Source organism: Aquimarina sp. I32.4 (genome assembly GCF_002924285.1).
Taxonomy (GTDB): Bacteria; Bacteroidota; Bacteroidia; order Flavobacteriales; family Flavobacteriaceae; genus Aquimarina.
In genome coordinates, this window is the sequence record NZ_PGUB01000010.1 from 54,385 (window position 1) to 73,108 (window position 18,724).

Here is an 18,724-nt window from a genome sequence, read left to right on the forward strand (position 1 = left end):
AGTATTGCGTATTGGATTTTTTGGAGTAATGACTCCTATAAGAAAGTAATAATTCTAAAAACATACATGAATACTTCGATATTAATTTCACTGGTTTTAATAGGTTTATTAGCTGGTTTTTTTAGCGGTGCATTAGGGATAGGAGGAAGCGTAATAATGATACCTCTATTGATATTATTGGTCAATTTCTCTCAGCATCAAGCACAAGGAACAAGTCTGGCAGTGTTGGCAGTGCCAGTAACATTATTGGCTGCTTATAATTATTATCAAGAAGGATATGTAAACTGGAGATATGCTGTTGTTATTGCAATAACATTTATTGTAGGAGGATATTTGGGAAGTAAGCTGGCTATCTCGATAAATCAAGCACTTCTCAAAAAAATATTTGGAGGAGTGCTCATTGTAGTCGCGCTAAAGATGATTTTAGGTAAATAGAAGATAAATTCTAATTATCTTTTTGATTCAAAGAATCGCGCTCACGTCTATATTTTTCATACTCTTCATCAATATTTCTTTCGTCATCCGTACGTAAATCAGAATTCTCCTTTGTGTTTTCTTCTTCTCCTTCTTTAGTTTCTGCGTTCAAATCTAAGTCAGATATTAGCAAGGAAACTCCTTTTGATAGTGAGTTGAAATGTATGTTGTAGGAATTACTTAAGGATTCGCTAGAATGATGTGTCACAATTTTTCTAATATCAAGTAATTTTTTTTCATTATCCATAAAATACATCATAGGAAACCCTAGTGCATGTTTTAGTTTGTTTATGATATATGAATCTTGATTCGTTTTTTCATCTATATGTACCAATTGTATATTACTATCGTACTCTTTAGATTTTTCTTTTAATTTTTCTTTATTATCCCAGAATAAAACTACAAAATCTATTTGATCATGAAACCTGTCAGCCAGATCATTTAATGCAGGAATCTCTCCAACTCCAGGAACGCACCAAGAAGCATAAGTGATAAGGAACATGGGTTTTTCATAATCTTCTAATAGGATAGGATCTCCTTTTAGCGGATAAACGCTAAAGTTGTCCATGTATGTACCACTTAGGTGGTTATTTACTAATGAGTCAAATAAAAACTCTGCTCGTTCTAAATCCTGGTCTTGGTATGCAGCGTCTATTCTTTGATTATATTTTACGATATGAGCAGAAATAGCTACAGAGAAGGGGACCCTTCTTTCTTCTTGAGCAAAAGAATTACAAAAGTGTAAAAAGAGTATCCCTAGTACTAGTATTTTTTTCATTCCAAAATAGATTACGGCATCTAATGTAAGATAATGCTATTAAAAAAAACATTTTTTATAGGCGAAAAATATGTATTTCCTTTATTTAAAAACGTTTTTAATAAAAAATCAAACTATGATTATAAACGTAGTTTTCTATGTAATTAGTATGCTTAGATTTTTTTCATTTGCTGTTTTATCATATTAATTTGATCTTTCAGCATATTGTGTTTATCTAATTTCTTTGCTTCAGTAAGTAGTATTTGTGCTTCTCTTTTACGACGTTTAGTCATTGCGATACCAGCAAGATTTAGTTTGGCAACAGCGAGATCTTGATTCATAGATAACCCAAGCTTGATTGCTTTTTTTAAGTATTTTTCAGCTTTTGTGATATTTGTTTGGGATAACATAATACCTAGGAGGTAGTTATAATATCCTTGTTGTTTCACAATAAGAGAGCTTTCAGGGTCTTTGATTCTATCCAACCATTTTTTCGCTCCTTCAAAATCTTGTTTACGCAATCTAAGAAAGGCAAGTAGAATTAATTCATTTTTAAAATATAAAAAAACAAAAATTGCAGCCAGCAAAATAAGCATGATTCCATTTCCTATATATCCTTCTATTGTTTGCCATACAGCAACCCCTATAATAATCGCTGCAATTACTAATTTTATATTTTTATTGTACATTGAAAAAGTTTGTTTTTTTTTGAGTATCGGCAAAGGTAATAAAAACAAATAAAAATAATTTGATATTTACGTTTGTGAAAGTAAAAACTCTTTGTATATTTGCCCGCAGTTTTGAGGAGAAATACTTCAGAAATATTAAATTAGATATCCAAAGAAGATTATAAAGATAGATAGCAATGAAAAGAACGTTTCAACCATCGAAAAGAAAGAGAAAAAACAAACACGGTTTCAGAGAGCGTATGGCTTCTGCAAATGGTAGAAAAGTGTTAGCTCGTAGAAGAGCAAAAGGAAGAAAGAAGCTATCTGTTTCATCAGAATTAAGACATAAGCACTAATGGTAATGTGCATTAAAATAATTAAGGTGTTACTTTAACGGTAACGCCTTTTTTTATATCTAATACATAATTTAAAGTAAAAGACAACACTGTAATTACATGCCTAAAAACGAAAAACTAAAGAGTATACTTATTATTGGGTCAGGACCAATTATAATTGGACAAGCTTGTGAGTTTGATTATTCAGGTACTCAAGCATTACGTTCTTTGAGAGAAGATGGGATAGAGACGATTCTTATAAATTCGAATCCAGCGACTATTATGACTGATCCCTCAATGGCTGATCATGTATATCTTAAGCCGTTGAATACAAAATCAATAATCCAAATCCTAAAAGAGCACCCTCAAATAGATGCGGTATTACCAACTATGGGAGGGCAAACAGCACTTAACCTTTGCATTGAGGCAGATGAAAAAGGTATTTGGAAAGATTTTGATGTAGAGATCATTGGTGTTGATATTGATGCAATTAATATCACAGAAGATAGAGAACAGTTTAGAGAGTTAATGCTCAAAATTGGGATTCCGATGGCACCACAGGCTACGGCAAACTCATATCTAAAGGGAAAAGAGATCGCTCAGGAATACGGATTTCCATTAGTGATTAGAGCATCTTATACACTTGGAGGAGCAGGAGCATCGATTGTATATAAAGAAGAAGATTTTGATGAGTTGCTAACGCGTGGGTTGGAGATTTCGCCGATTCATGAAGTAATGATTGATAAGGCACTGATCGGATGGAAAGAATATGAATTAGAACTGTTAAGAGATAATAATGATAATGTTGTTATTATTTGTACTATAGAGAATATGGATCCAATGGGAATTCATACAGGAGACTCTATAACAGTTGCTCCAGCAATGACTTTGAGTGATAAAACTTTTCAACGTATGCGTGATATGGCAATCCATATGATGCGTAGCATTGGAGATTTTGCAGGAGGATGTAATGTGCAATTTGCAGTAAGTCCTGATGAAAATGAAGATATCATAGCTATAGAGATTAATCCAAGAGTTTCTCGATCTTCTGCATTAGCATCAAAAGCAACTGGATATCCAATTGCCAAAATAGCAGCAAAATTAGCTATAGGGTATAATCTAGATGAATTAGATAATCAAATCACAAAATCTACATCTGCATTATTTGAGCCTACATTAGACTATGTTATAGTAAAGATACCGCGGTGGAATTTTGATAAATTTGAAGGGTCTGACCGCACTTTGGGTCTACAGATGAAATCAGTAGGAGAAGTAATGGCAATTGGGAGATCGTTTCAAGAAGCATTGCACAAAGCAACCCAATCTCTAGAAATCAAAAGAAATGGACTTGGTGCTGATGGAAAAGGGTATAAAGATTATGATCAGATTATAGACAAACTTACATATGCTAGCTGGGATCGTGTTTTTGTTATCTATGACGCTATACAAATGGGAATACCATTAAGTAGAATACATGAGATTACAAAAATAGATATGTGGTTTCTTAAACAATATGAGGAATTATACAATCTAGAAAAAGAAATATCAACTCATACGATACAAACACTTACCAAAGAATTGATACTAGAAGCAAAACAAAAAGGTTTTGCTGATAGACAAATAGCACATATGGTAGGATGTTATGAGAGTGAAGTATATGGGAAGAGAGATGAGTTAGGAATAAAAAGAGTATACAAACTTGTAGATACTTGTGCTGCAGAATTTAAAGCACAAACACCATATTTCTATTCTACTTTTGAAGCAGAGATAGAGACACCAGAAGGAGAAACTTATGTTGTAAATGAGAGTAAAGTAACCGATAAGAAGAAGATCGTTATTTTAGGATCAGGGCCTAATAGAATCGGGCAAGGAATTGAGTTTGATTACTGTTGTGTACATGGAGTGTTGGCAGCCGCAGAGTGTGGATATGAAACGATCATGATTAACTGTAACCCAGAAACAGTATCTACTGATTTTGATATTGCAGATAAATTATACTTTGAACCTGTTTTTTGGGAACATATCTACGATATTATCAGACATGAAAAACCAGAAGGTGTAATCGTTCAGCTTGGTGGTCAGACGGCATTAAAACTTGCAGAAAAATTAGACCGTTATGGTATTAAAATTATTGGAACAAGCTATCAGTCATTAGACCTTGCTGAAGATAGAGGACATTTCTCTAAATTATTGCAAGAGAATAACATTCCTTATCCAGAATTTGATACAGCAGAAACTGCTGATCAAGCCCTAAAGGTTGCAGATAAATTAGATTTTCCTATTCTAGTAAGACCATCTTATGTACTAGGAGGTCAAGGAATGAAAATTGTGATCAATAAACAGGAGCTAGAAGAGCATGTTGTAGATTTATTACGTAAAATTCCTAATAATAAATTACTGCTAGATCATTATTTGGATGGAGCAATAGAGGCAGAGGCTGATGCAATATGTGATGGTGAGAATGTATATATCATAGGTATTATGGAGCATATAGAGCCTTGCGGAATTCACTCAGGAGATTCTAATGCAACTTTACCTCCATTTAATCTAGGAGAATTTGTAATGCAACAGATTAAAGACCATACAAGAAAAATAGCATTAGCACTAAATACGGTAGGATTGATTAATATTCAATTTGCTATCAAGGATGATATGGTATATATTATAGAAGCCAATCCTAGAGCTTCGAGAACAGTACCGTTTATTGCAAAAGCATACGGAGAACCGTATATAAACTATGCAACCAAAGTAATGTTGGGGGAAAAGAAAGTGACAGACTTTAATTTTGAGCCACATTTAGAAGGATATGCAATTAAACAACCAGTATTTTCGTTTAATAAGTTTCCTAATGTAAATAAGAAATTAGGTCCAGAGATGAAAAGTACTGGAGAGAGTATCTTATTTATAGATGATCTCAAAGACGATCAGTTTTATGACTTGTATTCGAGGCGTAAAATGTATCTAAGTAAATAAAATAAAAATCCCGTAAAATGCGGGATTTTTTATACATCATTCTCATTAAAGCTATATAAAACACCTATATTATTTGCGATTTTGCTAACTAGTTAAGTTGAAATGGGTTAATCATATGTTAAATCACGTTAATGTAAGTTAACGTATTGATAAATACATAATTGTATTGTTAATTATTGTACCTGCTTTTCTTTCTTAATAAAATTTATAAACACTTGATTTTCAACAATAAAACAGTGTTGCATTGTTGAAAGTAAGGAACCTTTTATTGACCATAAATAAGATATTTATACGGTGTAACTCGTTGTTTATTACGTGTTTACTGTATTTGTTTGTTTGAATTAATCTCTACTTTTGAACAACAAATTTTAATTAGAGATCAACTTTTTAATTTGAATTTAGAATCAAATGTTTAATGCAAAAATCAAAACAATAATGAAAATCCAACTGAGAATTTTAAGTATATTAGCAGTCTTCTCTTTCCTCTTTTATAGTTGCGAAAAAGATGCTGATGGGATTACTGATATTGAAACCAGAGTAGATACTACAGAAACAGTAGGAGCAGAACAAGCGATACCTGGAGAATATATTGTAATTTATAAAGAAGATAAGTCTCTATCTGGTAAAAGTACTGGTATGAAGGCTAAATCCCAGCAAACGCTATCAAAATATGCAATTGCAGAGGATAATATAAAACAAACCTATAGCAGTGCTATCCAAGGTTTTCATGTAAAAAACTTATCTAAAAAACAAGTAGAAATGCTTAAAAAGGATCTGGAAATTGCATATATACAGCCTAACTATATTGTAAAATTGGATGTTGAAATGGGAAAACCTGTGAGTCAACTTCCTGCAACGGTACTAAGTAAAGGAGTGACTAATGATTCTTGGTTACCGAGTGGAGACTTTTTACCTTGGGGTGTAAATAGAGTGGGTAGAGCAAGTGGTTCTGGCAAAGTTTGCTGGATTATTGATAGTGGTATTGCACCTCATCCTGATTTGAAAATTGATGCTAGCAAAAGCAGAAGTTTTGTTGGCGGATCGTGGCAAGATCAAAACGGTCATGGTACGCATGTAGCAGGAACTGTTGCTGCAAAAAATAATGGCTCAGGTGTTATTGGTGTGGCTTATGGTGCTACGGTTGTTTCTGTGCGAGTTTTAGGTGCAGGAGGTACTGGTAGTGTTGCAAGTATACTTGCAGGTGTTGATTATGTTGCTAAGAGTGCATGGATAGGGGATATCTGGAATTATAGTATAGGGTCTAGATATCGTCATACTAATGTGGCTATAGATAATGCGTTTAGAAAACTACAAGGAGGAGGATGGACCGGCGGAGCAATGGCTGCGGGTAATAGTAATGATGATACTCAGTTTTATTCACCACAACGATTATTATTACAAACGGCAAACTCATTCATTTGGTGTGTAGGAAATATGACTAATAGTGATGGTCCTGCAGAATCTTCTAATTATGGGAATAGTGTAAGTGCTTGGGCTCCAGGCACAAATGTATGGTCTACATGGTTAAACGGAGGGTTTAATAAAATGTCTGGTACTTCTATGGCATCTCCACATGTGGCGGGAATACTATTAATAGACAGTGGTATGGGAACAGATGGATTTGTAAGTAAAGGAGGCCATACGGCTCCTATTGCAACAACTGTAAATTAAAAATTTAAGTTTGGAGAGGTCAGAACTATCGGTTCTGGCTTCTCTTTTTTTATAATATATGTATGTGTTTTTCAATATTTATAGGGTTAACTGTTAGTTAAACGAGGTAAAGGAAGTCAAAAACAACTATCAGTGTTGGTAATGGTGGAGTCCAAGGCTGTGGAAACTTCTGATAAATATAAACATTAACATATACCCTCAAAGGAAGTAGGCTTTATTAAAATGAAAATTATAGAAGACCTTACAAAACAAACTACACAACAACAGATTAAGGATACTATCGACACAAAGGCATCTGCTACCACAGACGGAGCTAATAATTATAATGATATCAAGGATCATTTAGAAGATCATAATGCAGTAATCATAAAAGATAAAAGCAAAACCTCAGAAATACTACCTTGGGTACATATTGCTATTAGTAATGCCAAAAGATTATTATTGGATATATATCATTCTCATTAAAGCTGTATAAAACACCTATATTATTTTTCGATTTTGCTAATTAGTTAAGTTGAAATGGGTTAATCATGTGTTAAATCATGTTAAAGTAAGTTAACATATTGATAAATACATAATTGTATTGTTTTGTTAATTATTGTGCCTGCTTTTCTTTCGTAATAAAATCGTTAAACACTTGATTGTCAATAATGCAACAATGTTGCATTGTGAAAATAAAACCTTCTTTTTTCTTCAAATTCCCTCTCTATTTTTTTGTAAATAATTGATATGTATGTTTTTACCGTAATTTTTAATTCATATTAATTTTTATTTTTGTCTCAGTAAATTTTAACAAGAGCTCAACTTTTAATTTACTTTATTAATTTTTTTTAACACAAAAACAAATTTTTAATGAAAATTCAACAAAATTTTTTAGGTATAATGGCGGTACTCTCACTGACCTTTTTCGGTTGTGAAAAAGATACAGAAGAGATTACCGAGATTGATGCTACTATCAACACTACAGAAGAGGTAGGAGCAGATCAGGTAATTTCTGGGGAATATATTATTGTCTATAATGAAAACAAGTCATTACAAGGTAAGCAGGCTAAAATACAGATCAAAGCAAAGAGTACTTTGCAAAAACACGGTATTCAGGAAAATAACTTAAAATATACATACAGTGATGTTGTACAGGGGTTTTTGGTTCAAAATATCTCAAAAAAACAAGCAGAGATGCTTAAACAAGATCTTGAGGTGGCTTATATAGAGCCTAATTATGTGTATCAATTAGATGTAGATATGGGAAACCCTGTAAGTACACTACCACCAACTGTTGCAAATAAGGCTGTTACCAATGACTCAAATTTACCCAACGGTGAGTTTTTACCATGGGGTATAAACCGTGTTGGTAGAGCAAGTGGTGTAGGTAAAACATGCTGGATTATTGATAGCGGTATTGCTCCTCATGGAGACTTGAATATAGATGAAAATAGAAGCCGTAGCTTTGTTGGAGGGTCATGGCAAGATCAAAACGGACATGGAACTCATGTAGCTGGTACAGTTGCAGCAAAAAACAATGGTTCTGGTGTTATAGGAGTAGCGTATGGTGCAACTGTAATATCAGTTAGAGTTTTAAATGCTGGAGGTACAGGTAGTAACGGAGGCATTTTAGCAGGAGTAGATTATGTAGCTCGTAACGCAAGAAATGGAGATACTTGGAACTATAGTATAGGGCCACGTAGGCGATCTACTTCGGTAGCAGTTGATAACGCTTTTAGAAACCTAGAGAGAACTACTTATGGTGCTATGGCAGCTGGTAATAGTAATGATGATACACAATATTATTCTCCGCAACGATTACGAACAAGAAACTCTTGGTGTGTAGGAAACATGTTGAATACAGATAGACCAGCAAGTGGTTCATGCTACGGAAGTAGTGTAGATAGATGGGCTCCTGGAACACAGGTATGGTCTACATGGTTGAACGGAAGATTTAATAAAATTTCGGGTACCTCTATGGCATCTCCACATGTAGCAGGAATCCTATTACTTAGAGGAAACAATACAGGAACAGATGGGTCAATAACTAAAAGAGGATACACAGCTCCTATTGCAACTTTAAATTAAAATCTATTATATTGTTTAAGTTTGGAGGGGTCAGAACTATCAGTTCTGGCTTCTCTTTTTTTATAATATATCTATGTTTTTTTTCAATACTTATAGGGTTTAACTATTAGTTAAATGAGGTTAAAATAAGTTAATATTGAATAGGGAATAATTGAGGTTAATTTACACTGTAAATCCAAAACACTTCATCTTGTAACATGTTTTTTGGTTGTAATTTATTGATTATTAGTGTTTAAAAAAAGAAAAGATTGTTGATCTAGTCATTTTTTTGCATCATGATAGAAAATAAAACCAATGTGTAATTTGTTGTTTGTTAGGTTTTTAATGCGGTTTCTGATTCGTGTTAATTTTTATTTTTACTTCATTAAATTTTAAAGAAGAGCTCAACTTTTAATTTACTTTTTAAACAATTCTAACATAAAAACAAATTTTTAATGAAAACTCAACAACGTATATTTAATGTAATAATAGTAGTAATACCTCTGGTGTTTTTTAGTTGTGAAAAAAATACAGAAGAGAGTACAGATATCGATGCAGTAATTGATAATATTTCAGAAGAAATAGGAGCAGATCAAGCAATTCCTGGTGAATATATAATTGTCTATAATGAAAATAAATTATTATTAGGAAAACACTCTGAAGTACAAGAGAAATCAAAGAATATATTACAAAAGTATACCATTGCAGAGAGTAGTCTAAAACATATATATAGTAATGTTATACAAGGATTTTTGATAAAAAATGTATCAAAAAAGGAGATAGAAATGCTTAAAAAAGATAGAAATATTGCTTATGTAGAACCTAATTATATGCACCAATTTGATTTACAAATAGGTAATCCCGTAAGTACATTACCAGCAACAGTAGTAAACAAAGCAATGACCAATGATATCATTTTACCTAATGGAGAGTATTTGCCTTGGGGGATAAATAGAGTAGGTAGAGAAGATGGGACAGGTAAGACATGTTGGATTATTGATAGTGGTATTGCGCCTCATAGTGACTTGAATATTGATACAAAAAGAAGCATCAGTTTTGTTGGAGGATCATGGCAAGATGAGCACGGGCACGGAACCCATGTGGCAGGTACAGTTGCAGCTAAAAATAATGGTTTTGGTGTTGTAGGAGTGGCGTATGGAGCAACTGTAGTATCTGTGAGAGTATTAGATGCCACCAATACAAGTACCAATGGCAGTATGCTGGCAGGTGTAGATTATGTGGCACGTAATGCAAGAAAAGGAGATACTTGGAATTTTAGCATAGGGTTTAAAGAGCGTTTTACCTCTTTGGCTATAGATAACGCTTTTAAGAATTTAGAAAAAGTTACTTATGGTGCTATGGCAGCAGGGAATAATAATGATGATACACAATATTATTCACCACAACGATTACAAACTATAAATTCTTGGTGTGTAGGTAATATGACTAATATAGGTAGCCCTGCTGGTGATTCTTGTTATGGGGGTAGTATAGATATATGGGCTCCTGGTAGTCAGATATGGTCCACATGGTTAGACGGTGGCTATAATGTAATTTCGGGTACTTCTATGGCATCACCACATGTAGCAGGAGTTTTATTACTTAGAGGGAATAATACTGGAACAGATGGTTCTATAACCAAAGGGGGATATACTGCTCCTGTAGCAACCGTAAACTAAAAATTTATGATATTTTTTTAGAAGAGAGAAGCCAAAAATGTAAGTATTGGCTTCTCTTTTTTTATTAGAATGGATTATAAATTGCTTTTTATTAGAAAATTAGGAGTTAACTGTTAGTTAAAAGGAGTTAAGGAAGGTTAATTTTTACAAGAATATAACTTTTGAAAACCTAAGTATATAGGCATAAATATCTTAATAATATAGTGTGTAAATTAATGTTGTAAGTTCTTGATTTACAGTGATAAAACAGTGTTTGATTATTAAGGTTTAAATTCTCTTAATTTTCTATTAAAACGATGTTTAAATATGTAAGATGCTGTTTGTTATGTGTTTACCGTATTTTTTAATTCATATTAATTTGTATTTTGCTTTACTAAATTTTAAAGAAGAGCTCAACTTTTAATTTACTTTTTAAACAAGTCTAACACAAAAAAACAATTTTAATGAAAACTCAACAAAAAATTTTAAGCGTAATGGCAGTACTCTCACTGACCTTTTTCAGTTGTGAAAAAGATACAGAAGAGATTACCGAAATCGATGCAACCACAGATCCTGTTACAGAAGAAATAGGAGCAGATCAAGCCGTTTCTGGGGAATATATTATTATATATAATGAGAATAAATCCTTGTATGGTAAGCATGCAGAAATGCAGATGAAATCAAAGAGTACATTGCAGAAATATGCTATTCAAGAAAACAACTTAAAATACGCATATAGTAATGTTGTACAAGGATTCTTGGTGAAAGATATCTCAAAAAAACAAGCTGAAATGCTTAAACAAGACCCTGATATTGCTTATATAGAACCTAATTATGTGTATCAATTAGATGTAGATATGGGAAACCCTGTAAGTACACTCCCTGCAACTGTTGCAAACAAAGCAACAACCAGCGATTCTAAATTATCAAATGGTGAGTTTTTACCTTGGGGTATAAATAGAGTAGGTAGAGGAGATGGTACAGGAAAAACATGCTGGATTATAGATAGTGGTATATCACGTCATAATGATTTGAATATTGATGAAAGTAAAAGTGTATATTTTGCAGGTACATCTTGGCAAGATGAAAATGGTCACGGAACTCATGTAGCAGGTATAGTAGCTGCAAAAAATAATGGTTCTGGAGTTATAGGTGTTGCATATGGAGCAACAGTGGTGTCTGTGAGAGTTTTTGATGCTTCGGGTTCTACTTCTAATGGAGGTACATTGGCAGGTGTAGATCATGTAGCTCGTAATATTAGTAGCGGAGAAACGTGGAACTATAGTATAGGACCTACAGAGCGATCTACTTCTGTAATTGTAGATAATGCTTTTAGAAATTTAGAACGTATTTCTTATGGTGCAATGTCAGCAGGGAATAATAATGATGATACGCAATATTATTCACCAAAAAGATTACAAACTGCAAACTCATGGTGTGTTGGTAATATGACTAATACAGATAGCCCAGCGGGAGGATCTAATTTCGGAAGTAGTGTAGATGTATGGGCTCCTGGAACGGCTGTATGGTCTACTTGGCTAAATGGAGGATTTAATAAGGCTTCAGGTACCTCTATGGCATCACCACATGTAGCAGGAATTTTATTATTGAGAGGAAATAGTACAGGAACAGATGGTTCTGTAAGCAAAGGAGGACATACAGCTCCTATAGCAACTGTAAACTAAATATACGATCATATTGTTACGTATGGAGAAGCTGGAATACCAAGGTGTTCCAGCTTTTCTTTTATTAGAAATCTTTTTTTTTGATTACTCTATTAAGCCATCAGCTTCCCAATCCAATATAATGTCTATGGTTTCTTGCGGTAATCTACCTTCAGGTGGCATGACATTAAAACCATTAGACTTTATTCTTAAAAAGAACTCTCTATTATTTATAGCATTGATAGTTTCTGCATAGGTACGCATAGCAAAAGGAGCACCTTGAGCTAGAGGAATAGTATGGCATTGTAAACATTGATCATCTAAAATAGCTTTTACATCATTGGTGTAAGTCGTGGTCTTGTTAGGATTAGGGTTTGTAATAGGGTCAGGATCGGGATTAGGGTTTCCAGCATCATCACTACTACTGCTGCTACAACCAAAACAAAGTAGAGAGAATAGAAGTATTAAATTATTTAACAGTAGCGTTCTCATAGTGGGGTTTTTGTGAGGAATATACAAATATTTTGTTAATTTCTGATTTTAAGCAGTTAATTATAATATTACATACATGACTAATTATATAATAAGACATTTTGATTCTAGAATCTAATAAAACAAAGGGAAGTGATTTCTATAGATGTTTCTATTTTAGAATTTACAAAAGAGGAGTAAATAATTCACGAACTTTATCAAAATTTATGTTTTTTTCAATTTTGTAAAAATAATTCAGTTGCCATTTTTGGGTTCTCTCTGCCTGTTTATTTTGTGGAATATCCCAGATGGGGTATACCCTAAAAGCTCGTTTTCCTTCCTTTTTATTTGTTGAGGTTATACCTTTCTTTATTAAAATAGACTTTGGGAAAACAAATTGTCCAAATTGATCTTCGTTTCGTACGTTTACAATATAAAAATCAATAAGGTCAGATTGGGAAAATGGTTCAATAGGGCCTTTTTCTATACGTTTCCAGAAAGTTACAAATTGCCCTATTTTTTTGGGAGTTATCTTGGCGTTTCTACAAACAATATGAAGCGTATTGATTTTGAATCTACATGCATGGTATTCTGAGCTTTCAGACTCATTTTTGAAATCAGAAAATTCAAAAGCACATAGATCATACACTGCTTCCTTAATTCTTATTAATTCATTATTCATTTATAACACTATTTAACCTTTGATTTTTTTATATGATTGTAATCAATGCACTATGATTTTTCTGTGCCTTTGTGGTAGTAAACTAATACTAGATATAAATTGAAAGAGAGGCCAATATTATATGATTTTCAATTGAAATGCTAACTGAAATTTATGTATAAAATACCCCTAAATATATATAAATAGTACTTAGGGGTATTATTTTTTTAGTTAGATACTTGAGTACTAACAACACTTTTGATAGCAGCTACCATTTTAGAAGCTCTTTGTGTTACTTCTTCTTCTGTCCAGTTTAATTTAATTAGGCAAGAAACGGTACGTCCCATCCATACATCACTGGCTTTAAATGTTTTGTTGTTTTTTTGTAATCCCGATTGTATTTCATGAGAAAGCTTGTTTAGGGATTGTGGTTCTAGCAGATGTTCCCATTTTTTATAATAATGCCAATTATTATCAAACCAATAAAAACAAGCATCTACGCCATGAGCTCCTAGAGCCTTATGAGCATTTCTTGCCAAATTTTCATCTGGAAGAAATATAGTAAGAAAGGAATAGTTTTCTACTCCTGTCGCAGGTATTTTTCTGAAACTTACTTCGGGAATTGTAGACAATGCATCACGGAGCACAGTATAATTTTTTTCTTGAACAGCAAGTGTATTATCTAATTTTCGTAGTTGAGCAATTCCTACAGCGGCATTTAATTCTGATAATCTATAGTTGTATCCTAAGAAAGGATGCGTTTCTGCACCTCGATCATTCCCAATATGATCATGGCCATGATCATGGTATTTGTGCATGTTATTTGCGTAGGTTTCAGAATTTGTAATAATTCCACCACCTTCACCACAAGTAACAGTCTTAACATAATCAAAAGAGAAACACCCTAAATCACCATAACTACCTAAAGGTTGCCCGTTATAAGTACCCCCAATAGCTTGGCAAGCATCTTCTATTAATATAAGATTATGGGTATCGCAAATTGCTTTTAATGCTTCAAGGTCAGCCATAGATCCGCACATATGTACAGGTACGATGGCTTTGGTCTTTGGTGTGATGGCAGCTTCTACAGCTTTGGGGTCAAGAGTAAGTGTATCATCGATATCGCAAAGTATTGGGGTTGCACCCACTGATAATATCGCTTCAAAACTAGCTACAAAGGTAAATGTAGGCATGATTACTTCATCACCCGATCCAATACCAGCACAGGCAAGAGCAACAGTAAGAGCAGCTGTGCCACTGGATACTACTTGCGCATATTTGGTTTGCATCCTGTTGGATAAATCTTTTTCTAGTTCCAATGCTTTAAAATGACCATTTCTCATAGGGTCAAATCCATAACGCATTAAAACTCCGTTGTCTAATACGTCTTGCACTTCTTTTTTTTCTTCTGAACCAAATAATTCGAATCCTGGCATCGCTATACTGTTATATAATTAAACACTCTATTAGGCAAAAATACCGAAAAGAGTTTTGATTACGTCTTGGATATTTTAGTTTTTTAACAGAATTATCACAGGTATATCAAAAAGAAATATAAACCGAAGGAATTAGAACTAATACTCCCATAATAATGTATTCGTTATTAAAAAAAGTATAAATACTACGCTCGTGTTATTAGTGAGTAGGAGAGAGAATACCTTAGAACACTAATTTAACGAGTAATAACTGTATCTGTTATAGGGCGTCTTACTTTTTTGAATTCTGAGAACATATCATCTTTGGCACGATACCCTACAGGTAATACCAAGATAGATGAGAGTCCTAGCTCATCTAGATGTAATATTTCATCATATTTTTCAGGAACAAACCCCTCCATAGGGCAAGAATCTATTTTTTCGATAGCACATACAGTAAGCAGATTTCCCATAGCTAGATAGGCTTGTTTTGCTGCCCAGTTTGATATTTCTTCTGGAGATTTAAAAGAAAAAGAATCAACTAAATGTTCTTTGAAAGGTTGTAAAATCTCATCAGGAGTATTTCTAGTGGCTTTTATATTATCAAAATGACTATTGATATATTGCTCTCCAATTGTTTTTTCTATGCAAAAAACAAGTAGATGAGATGCATCGGCAACCTGCTGTTGGTTCCAGGAATGTTTGGTAAGTTCTTTTTGTAATTCCTTATCTTTTATTACAATTAATTTTAGAGGTTGCAATCCGTATGATGTTGCTGTAAGATTAAATGCCTCGGTGAGTGTATCTACTTTTTCTTGAGGAAGTATCTCTGTATTATCAAATTTTTTGGTAGCATATCGCCAATATAAACTATCTATAATATTCATCCGAATTTTTTTTAATATGTAGCAAAGATACTAGTATAAGATTTACCTTTGACTCATTGAATACTAAGAAAAAAATATTTTACTATAGGTATGGATGCTATTATAGAAGAATTGATAAAAAAATCGGAAACAAGGATTTTTAAAGCTGTATTTCCTAACACTACAAATCACTATGAGACATTATTTGGGGGGACTGCCTTACAGCTCATGGATGAAGTTTCTTTTATATGTGCAACACGGTTTAGTAGAAAAAAAATGGTTACCATATCTACCGATAAGATTGATTTTGAAAAACCAATACCAGCAGGAACTATTATAGAATTGGTAGCAAAAGTAACCAAAGTAGGTAGAACAAGTTGTATGGTAAAGGTTGATATTTATAAAGAAGAGATGTATAGTTATGATCGTGAGATTGCAGTTTCTGGTCATTTTAAGTTTGTTGCTATAGGTAATAACAAGAAACCAGTCCCTATTTTAGATAGTGAATGATACCAATTTGATTATTAAATAAAATTGGATGCATAAAATAAAATCTACCTGGCTAGTATTAGCCTTTTGCTAATTGCTTTATTTTAATTCTAAAAGCAGCAAAAAGTAGTGTTGTAAATGGGCTAAGCCAGTTAAAAATTGCAAAAAATAAATAATCTACTACAGGTACACCAAGTACTCCACTTTGATATGCTCCACAAGTGTTCCAGGGGATTAAAACGGAGGTAACAGTTCCTGAATCTTCTAGGGTACGACTTAGGTTTTCTGGAGCTAGTCCTTTGTCTTTATATGCATTGGCATACATTCTACCAGGTACAACTATTGCTAGGTATTGATCAGAAGCAGTTATATTTAATGCAAGGCAACTAACTACGGTACTTGCGAAAAGTCCGAATACAGAATCAAATAAATTTAATAAGGCTTTACTAATTCTGGCTAATGCTCCAATGGCATCCATCACACCACCAAAAACCATAGCACATAGTATTAACCAAATAGTATTTAGCATTCCAAACATTCCTTTAGAAGTGAAGAGTTTAGTAAGTTCTTTATTGGATGTCTGTATTGATGTTTTTGTTGTCATCGCATTCATGACTCCTTTATAAGCAGAATTAAATGTGAATTCGTCACTTCCAGCAACGGCCATTACAATTTCTGGTTGAGCAATAATTGCAGCGATACCTCCGAGCAATGTGCCTATAAGTAAAGCGATTATAGGAGGTGTTTTTTTTATAATTAAGCCTATTATCAGAATTGGAACAATGAATAACCAGGGTGAAATATTAAAAGCATCATCAATAGTATTTAACTGTTTACTAATTTCTGGAGTTCCAGAGGTATCAATGGTAAATCCTATTATAATAAAAACCAGTAGCGTGATTACTATTGTAGGAACAGTTGTGTATGCCATATATTTTATATGAGAAAATAATTCTCCACCTGCCATTGCTGGAGCTAAATTAGTGGTGTCAGATAAGGGAGACATTTTATCTCCAAAATAAGCACCAGAAATCACTGCTCCTGCTGTCATTCCTAAAGAAATACCTAAAGTGTCACCAATACCGATAAGGGCAATGCCTACAGTAGCAGAGGTAGTCCAAGAACTACCTGTTGCGATGGATATGATTGCACATATGATTACACAAGCAGCCAAGAAGATCGTTGGATTAAGAATTTGTAAACCATAATAAATCATTGTAGGAATAATACCGCTAATCAACCAAGTTCCAGCTAATGATCCTACTAGTAATAGTATGATTAGTGCACTAGAGGTTGACTTTACATTTTTGGCAACTTCCTCCATCATTTGTTTGTAAGTTACCTTATTATAAAATCCTACTATAGCAGCTACTGCAGCTCCCATGAGCAGAACAAATTGATTACTACCGTCGATAGCTTCATTTCCATAAACGTAATAGACATTGTAAAATAACATGCCAACCAATATCAATATAGGAAGTAATGCCTCCCAAATATTTAATTCTTTATTTGTTATGATATTTTCATCTTTTGGGGATGACGGGGTGATGTTCTGGCTTTCCATGTATTGAGTTCGAAATTTTATGGATGTAATGTTACGATTTTAATAAAAGTTATGCAACGTTGGAGTTGACTTTAAGAAAAAACAAAAAAGAGTAAATAATATAAAATGTCTTTAATCGTTTATTTATGTATTTAATCGAATATGTTGATTTTGTTAATACTATATATGAAGTGCTCTTTAACAAAATTTTTACTTTTGAAGTGCAAAACAAAGTAAGGGAAAAATTGATTTTTATTTAATCGGTTTAACTTTTTTTGTCCTAAATAAAAATAACTCGATAGAGTTATTTAGACCTACACCTAATAAGCCTCATACCCAGAGGCTTTTTGTTTTTTTATAGATGATCCTATTTTTAGTAAAGATTTGATTTATAGTTAATATGATAGGTTTTAAGTCGTTTGTTTATATTGCTCTGATGTGCTATTGAAATTTAGAGTAGGTTGTTGATTGAATAAAATGTTGTATCCGTTATAGAAGAAGTAATATTCAAGTATTAAAATTAACACAGGTAAATATGGTAAAGAAATTTCCTACTTTTTAACTCTGTTTATTGTATTTTGAATCAGGAATTTATCTATGTTTTTATAACTGTTTTTTATTGAAGATATAAATAAACATCAATAAATATGTTTTTTATCGATTAAAATTGTTTTTAATCGATAATACTGGTTTTTTTTAATTATTATTTTGTAAGCCTTTTGTAGTAAAAATATACCTTTGATGTATAAGAAAAAGATATTAAAATATTGATTAGCCCCATGTTGAACTAAAGTAAACTTTTTTACCCCAAAAATTAGTTTTCGCCCTAAACTTAACAAGCCTCTCACCCCAGAGGCTTTTTTTTATTTAGAACTGATTTAAACTTTTTTTGAATTGTAAAAACGGGCTGCCGATATTTGCGTTACGACACGTAAATTATATAAAAGCAGCCCATTATGTACAGCGTACTAGACAAATATACAATAGAAATGGAAATAATTCCACACATACCATTAGCCAAGCGAGGGTT

At 32.9% G+C, this 18,724-nt stretch carries 16 protein-coding genes; 9 read left to right on the forward strand and 7 right to left on the reverse strand.

The window, feature by feature from the left end; translation table 11 throughout:
- Positions 1-15: 15 nt before the first annotated feature.
- Positions 16-435: a sulfite exporter TauE/SafE family protein gene (locus tag CVD18_RS03685; RefSeq protein WP_103864110.1), complete on the forward strand. Its 420-nt coding sequence runs from the start codon at positions 16-18 to the stop codon at positions 433-435.
- Positions 436-445: 10 nt separating this feature from the next.
- On the opposite strand, the gene CVD18_RS03690 is transcribed toward CVD18_RS03685, so the two are convergent.
- Positions 446-1,252: a redoxin domain-containing protein gene (locus tag CVD18_RS03690; protein ID WP_103864091.1), complete on the reverse strand. Its 807-nt coding sequence runs from the start codon at positions 1,250-1,252 to the stop codon at positions 446-448.
- 152 nt (positions 1,253-1,404) lie between these two features.
- Positions 1,405-1,920 (reverse strand): hypothetical protein, encoded by a 516-nt coding sequence (locus CVD18_RS03695; protein ID WP_103864111.1) that lies wholly within the window; start codon positions 1,918-1,920, stop codon positions 1,405-1,407.
- 176 nt (positions 1,921-2,096) lie between these two features.
- On the opposite strand from CVD18_RS03695, the gene rpmH reads away from it, so the two are divergent.
- The 7 genes from rpmH to CVD18_RS03730 all read left to right on the forward strand — a co-directional run bounded on the left by rpmH (position 2,097) and on the right by CVD18_RS03730 (position 12,270).
- Entirely contained in the window at positions 2,097-2,255 is a 159-nt protein-coding gene (rpmH, locus tag CVD18_RS03700) for a 50S ribosomal protein L34 (RefSeq protein WP_081414554.1), read from the forward strand.
- 99 nt (positions 2,256-2,354) lie between these two features.
- Complete coding sequence (gene carB, locus CVD18_RS03705; protein ID WP_103864092.1) at positions 2,355-5,207, forward strand: carbamoyl-phosphate synthase large subunit; 2,853 nt, start codon at positions 2,355-2,357, stop codon at positions 5,205-5,207.
- A 435-nt stretch (positions 5,208-5,642) separates the two neighbouring features.
- Entirely contained in the window at positions 5,643-6,878 is a 1,236-nt protein-coding gene (locus CVD18_RS03710) for a S8 family serine peptidase (RefSeq protein ID WP_158250384.1), read from the forward strand.
- Positions 6,879-7,100: 222 nt separating this feature from the next.
- Positions 7,101-7,343 (forward strand): transposase, encoded by a 243-nt coding sequence (locus CVD18_RS03715; protein ID WP_103864094.1) that lies wholly within the window; start codon positions 7,101-7,103, stop codon positions 7,341-7,343.
- 387 nt (positions 7,344-7,730) lie between these two features.
- Positions 7,731-8,948 (forward strand): S8 family serine peptidase, encoded by a 1,218-nt coding sequence (locus CVD18_RS03720; protein WP_103864095.1) that lies wholly within the window; start codon positions 7,731-7,733, stop codon positions 8,946-8,948.
- Positions 8,949-9,382: 434 nt separating this feature from the next.
- On the forward strand, positions 9,383-10,606 hold the full coding sequence (locus tag CVD18_RS03725; protein WP_103864096.1) for a S8 family serine peptidase: 1,224 nt from the start codon (positions 9,383-9,385) through the stop codon (positions 10,604-10,606).
- Positions 10,607-11,049: 443 nt separating this feature from the next.
- A complete protein-coding gene (locus tag CVD18_RS03730) occupies positions 11,050-12,270 on the forward strand; it encodes a S8 family serine peptidase (protein WP_103864097.1) in 1,221 nt (406 codons plus the stop codon).
- A gap of 84 nt (positions 12,271-12,354) precedes the next feature.
- Here the strand turns inward: CVD18_RS03730 and CVD18_RS03735 are convergent, their stop codons facing one another.
- The 4 genes from CVD18_RS03735 to CVD18_RS03750 all read right to left on the reverse strand — a co-directional run bounded on the left by CVD18_RS03735 (position 12,355) and on the right by CVD18_RS03750 (position 15,683).
- Positions 12,355-12,741, reverse strand: a complete 387-nt coding sequence (locus tag CVD18_RS03735) for a cytochrome c (protein WP_103864098.1) — start codon at positions 12,739-12,741, stop codon at positions 12,355-12,357.
- A gap of 163 nt (positions 12,742-12,904) precedes the next feature.
- The gene (locus CVD18_RS03740) at positions 12,905-13,402 is read right to left on the reverse strand and encodes a MepB family protein (protein WP_103864099.1); all 498 of its coding nucleotides are present in this window, start codon (positions 13,400-13,402) and stop codon (positions 12,905-12,907) included.
- Positions 13,403-13,608: 206 nt separating this feature from the next.
- Positions 13,609-14,817 carry a DegT/DnrJ/EryC1/StrS aminotransferase family protein gene (locus CVD18_RS03745; protein ID WP_103864100.1) on the reverse strand — a complete coding sequence of 403 codons (1,209 nt, stop codon included), beginning with the start codon at positions 14,815-14,817 and terminating at the stop codon, positions 13,609-13,611.
- Between the two features lie 236 nt (positions 14,818-15,053).
- Entirely contained in the window at positions 15,054-15,683 is a 630-nt protein-coding gene (locus CVD18_RS03750) for an NAD(P)H-dependent oxidoreductase (protein WP_103864101.1), read from the reverse strand.
- A 90-nt stretch (positions 15,684-15,773) separates the two neighbouring features.
- Between CVD18_RS03750 and CVD18_RS03755 the strand changes: the two genes are divergently transcribed.
- Complete coding sequence (locus CVD18_RS03755) at positions 15,774-16,172, forward strand: acyl-CoA thioesterase (RefSeq protein WP_103864102.1); 399 nt, start codon at positions 15,774-15,776, stop codon at positions 16,170-16,172.
- Positions 16,173-16,230: 58 nt separating this feature from the next.
- Here the strand turns inward: CVD18_RS03755 and nhaC are convergent, their stop codons facing one another.
- Entirely contained in the window at positions 16,231-17,715 is a 1,485-nt protein-coding gene (gene nhaC / locus CVD18_RS03760; RefSeq protein ID WP_103864103.1) for a Na+/H+ antiporter NhaC, read from the reverse strand.
- Positions 17,716-18,724 lie beyond the last annotated feature (1,009 nt).

What these genes read in the sequence shown, in the direction of transcription:
- nhaC (WP_103864103.1), bottom strand. Translation starts at nt 17,715, where the DNA reads ATGGAAAGCCAGAACATCACCCCGTCATCCCCAAAAGATGAAAATATC.
- CVD18_RS03745 (WP_103864100.1), bottom strand. Translation starts at nt 14,817, where the DNA reads ATGCCAGGATTCGAATTATTTGGTTCAGAAGAAAAAAAAGAAGTGCAA.
- CVD18_RS03735 (WP_103864098.1), bottom strand. Translation starts at nt 12,741, where the DNA reads ATGAGAACGCTACTGTTAAATAATTTAATACTTCTATTCTCTCTACTT.
- CVD18_RS03720 (WP_103864095.1), top strand. Translation starts at nt 7,731, where the DNA reads ATGAAAATTCAACAAAATTTTTTAGGTATAATGGCGGTACTCTCACTG.
- rpmH (WP_081414554.1), top strand. Translation starts at nt 2,097, where the DNA reads ATGAAAAGAACGTTTCAACCATCGAAAAGAAAGAGAAAAAACAAACAC.
- CVD18_RS03755 (WP_103864102.1), top strand. Translation starts at nt 15,774, where the DNA reads ATGGATGCTATTATAGAAGAATTGATAAAAAAATCGGAAACAAGGATT.
- CVD18_RS03715 (WP_103864094.1), top strand. Translation starts at nt 7,101, where the DNA reads ATGAAAATTATAGAAGACCTTACAAAACAAACTACACAACAACAGATT.
- CVD18_RS03710 (WP_158250384.1), top strand. Translation starts at nt 5,643, where the DNA reads ATGAAAATCCAACTGAGAATTTTAAGTATATTAGCAGTCTTCTCTTTC.
- CVD18_RS03725 (WP_103864096.1), top strand. Translation starts at nt 9,383, where the DNA reads ATGAAAACTCAACAACGTATATTTAATGTAATAATAGTAGTAATACCT.
- carB (WP_103864092.1), top strand. Translation starts at nt 2,355, where the DNA reads ATGCCTAAAAACGAAAAACTAAAGAGTATACTTATTATTGGGTCAGGA.
- CVD18_RS03750 (WP_103864101.1), bottom strand. Translation starts at nt 15,683, where the DNA reads ATGAATATTATAGATAGTTTATATTGGCGATATGCTACCAAAAAATTT.
- CVD18_RS03695 (WP_103864111.1), bottom strand. Translation starts at nt 1,920, where the DNA reads ATGTACAATAAAAATATAAAATTAGTAATTGCAGCGATTATTATAGGG.
- CVD18_RS03690 (WP_103864091.1), bottom strand. Translation starts at nt 1,252, where the DNA reads ATGAAAAAAATACTAGTACTAGGGATACTCTTTTTACACTTTTGTAAT.
- CVD18_RS03740 (WP_103864099.1), bottom strand. Translation starts at nt 13,402, where the DNA reads ATGAATAATGAATTAATAAGAATTAAGGAAGCAGTGTATGATCTATGT.
- CVD18_RS03730 (WP_103864097.1), top strand. Translation starts at nt 11,050, where the DNA reads ATGAAAACTCAACAAAAAATTTTAAGCGTAATGGCAGTACTCTCACTG.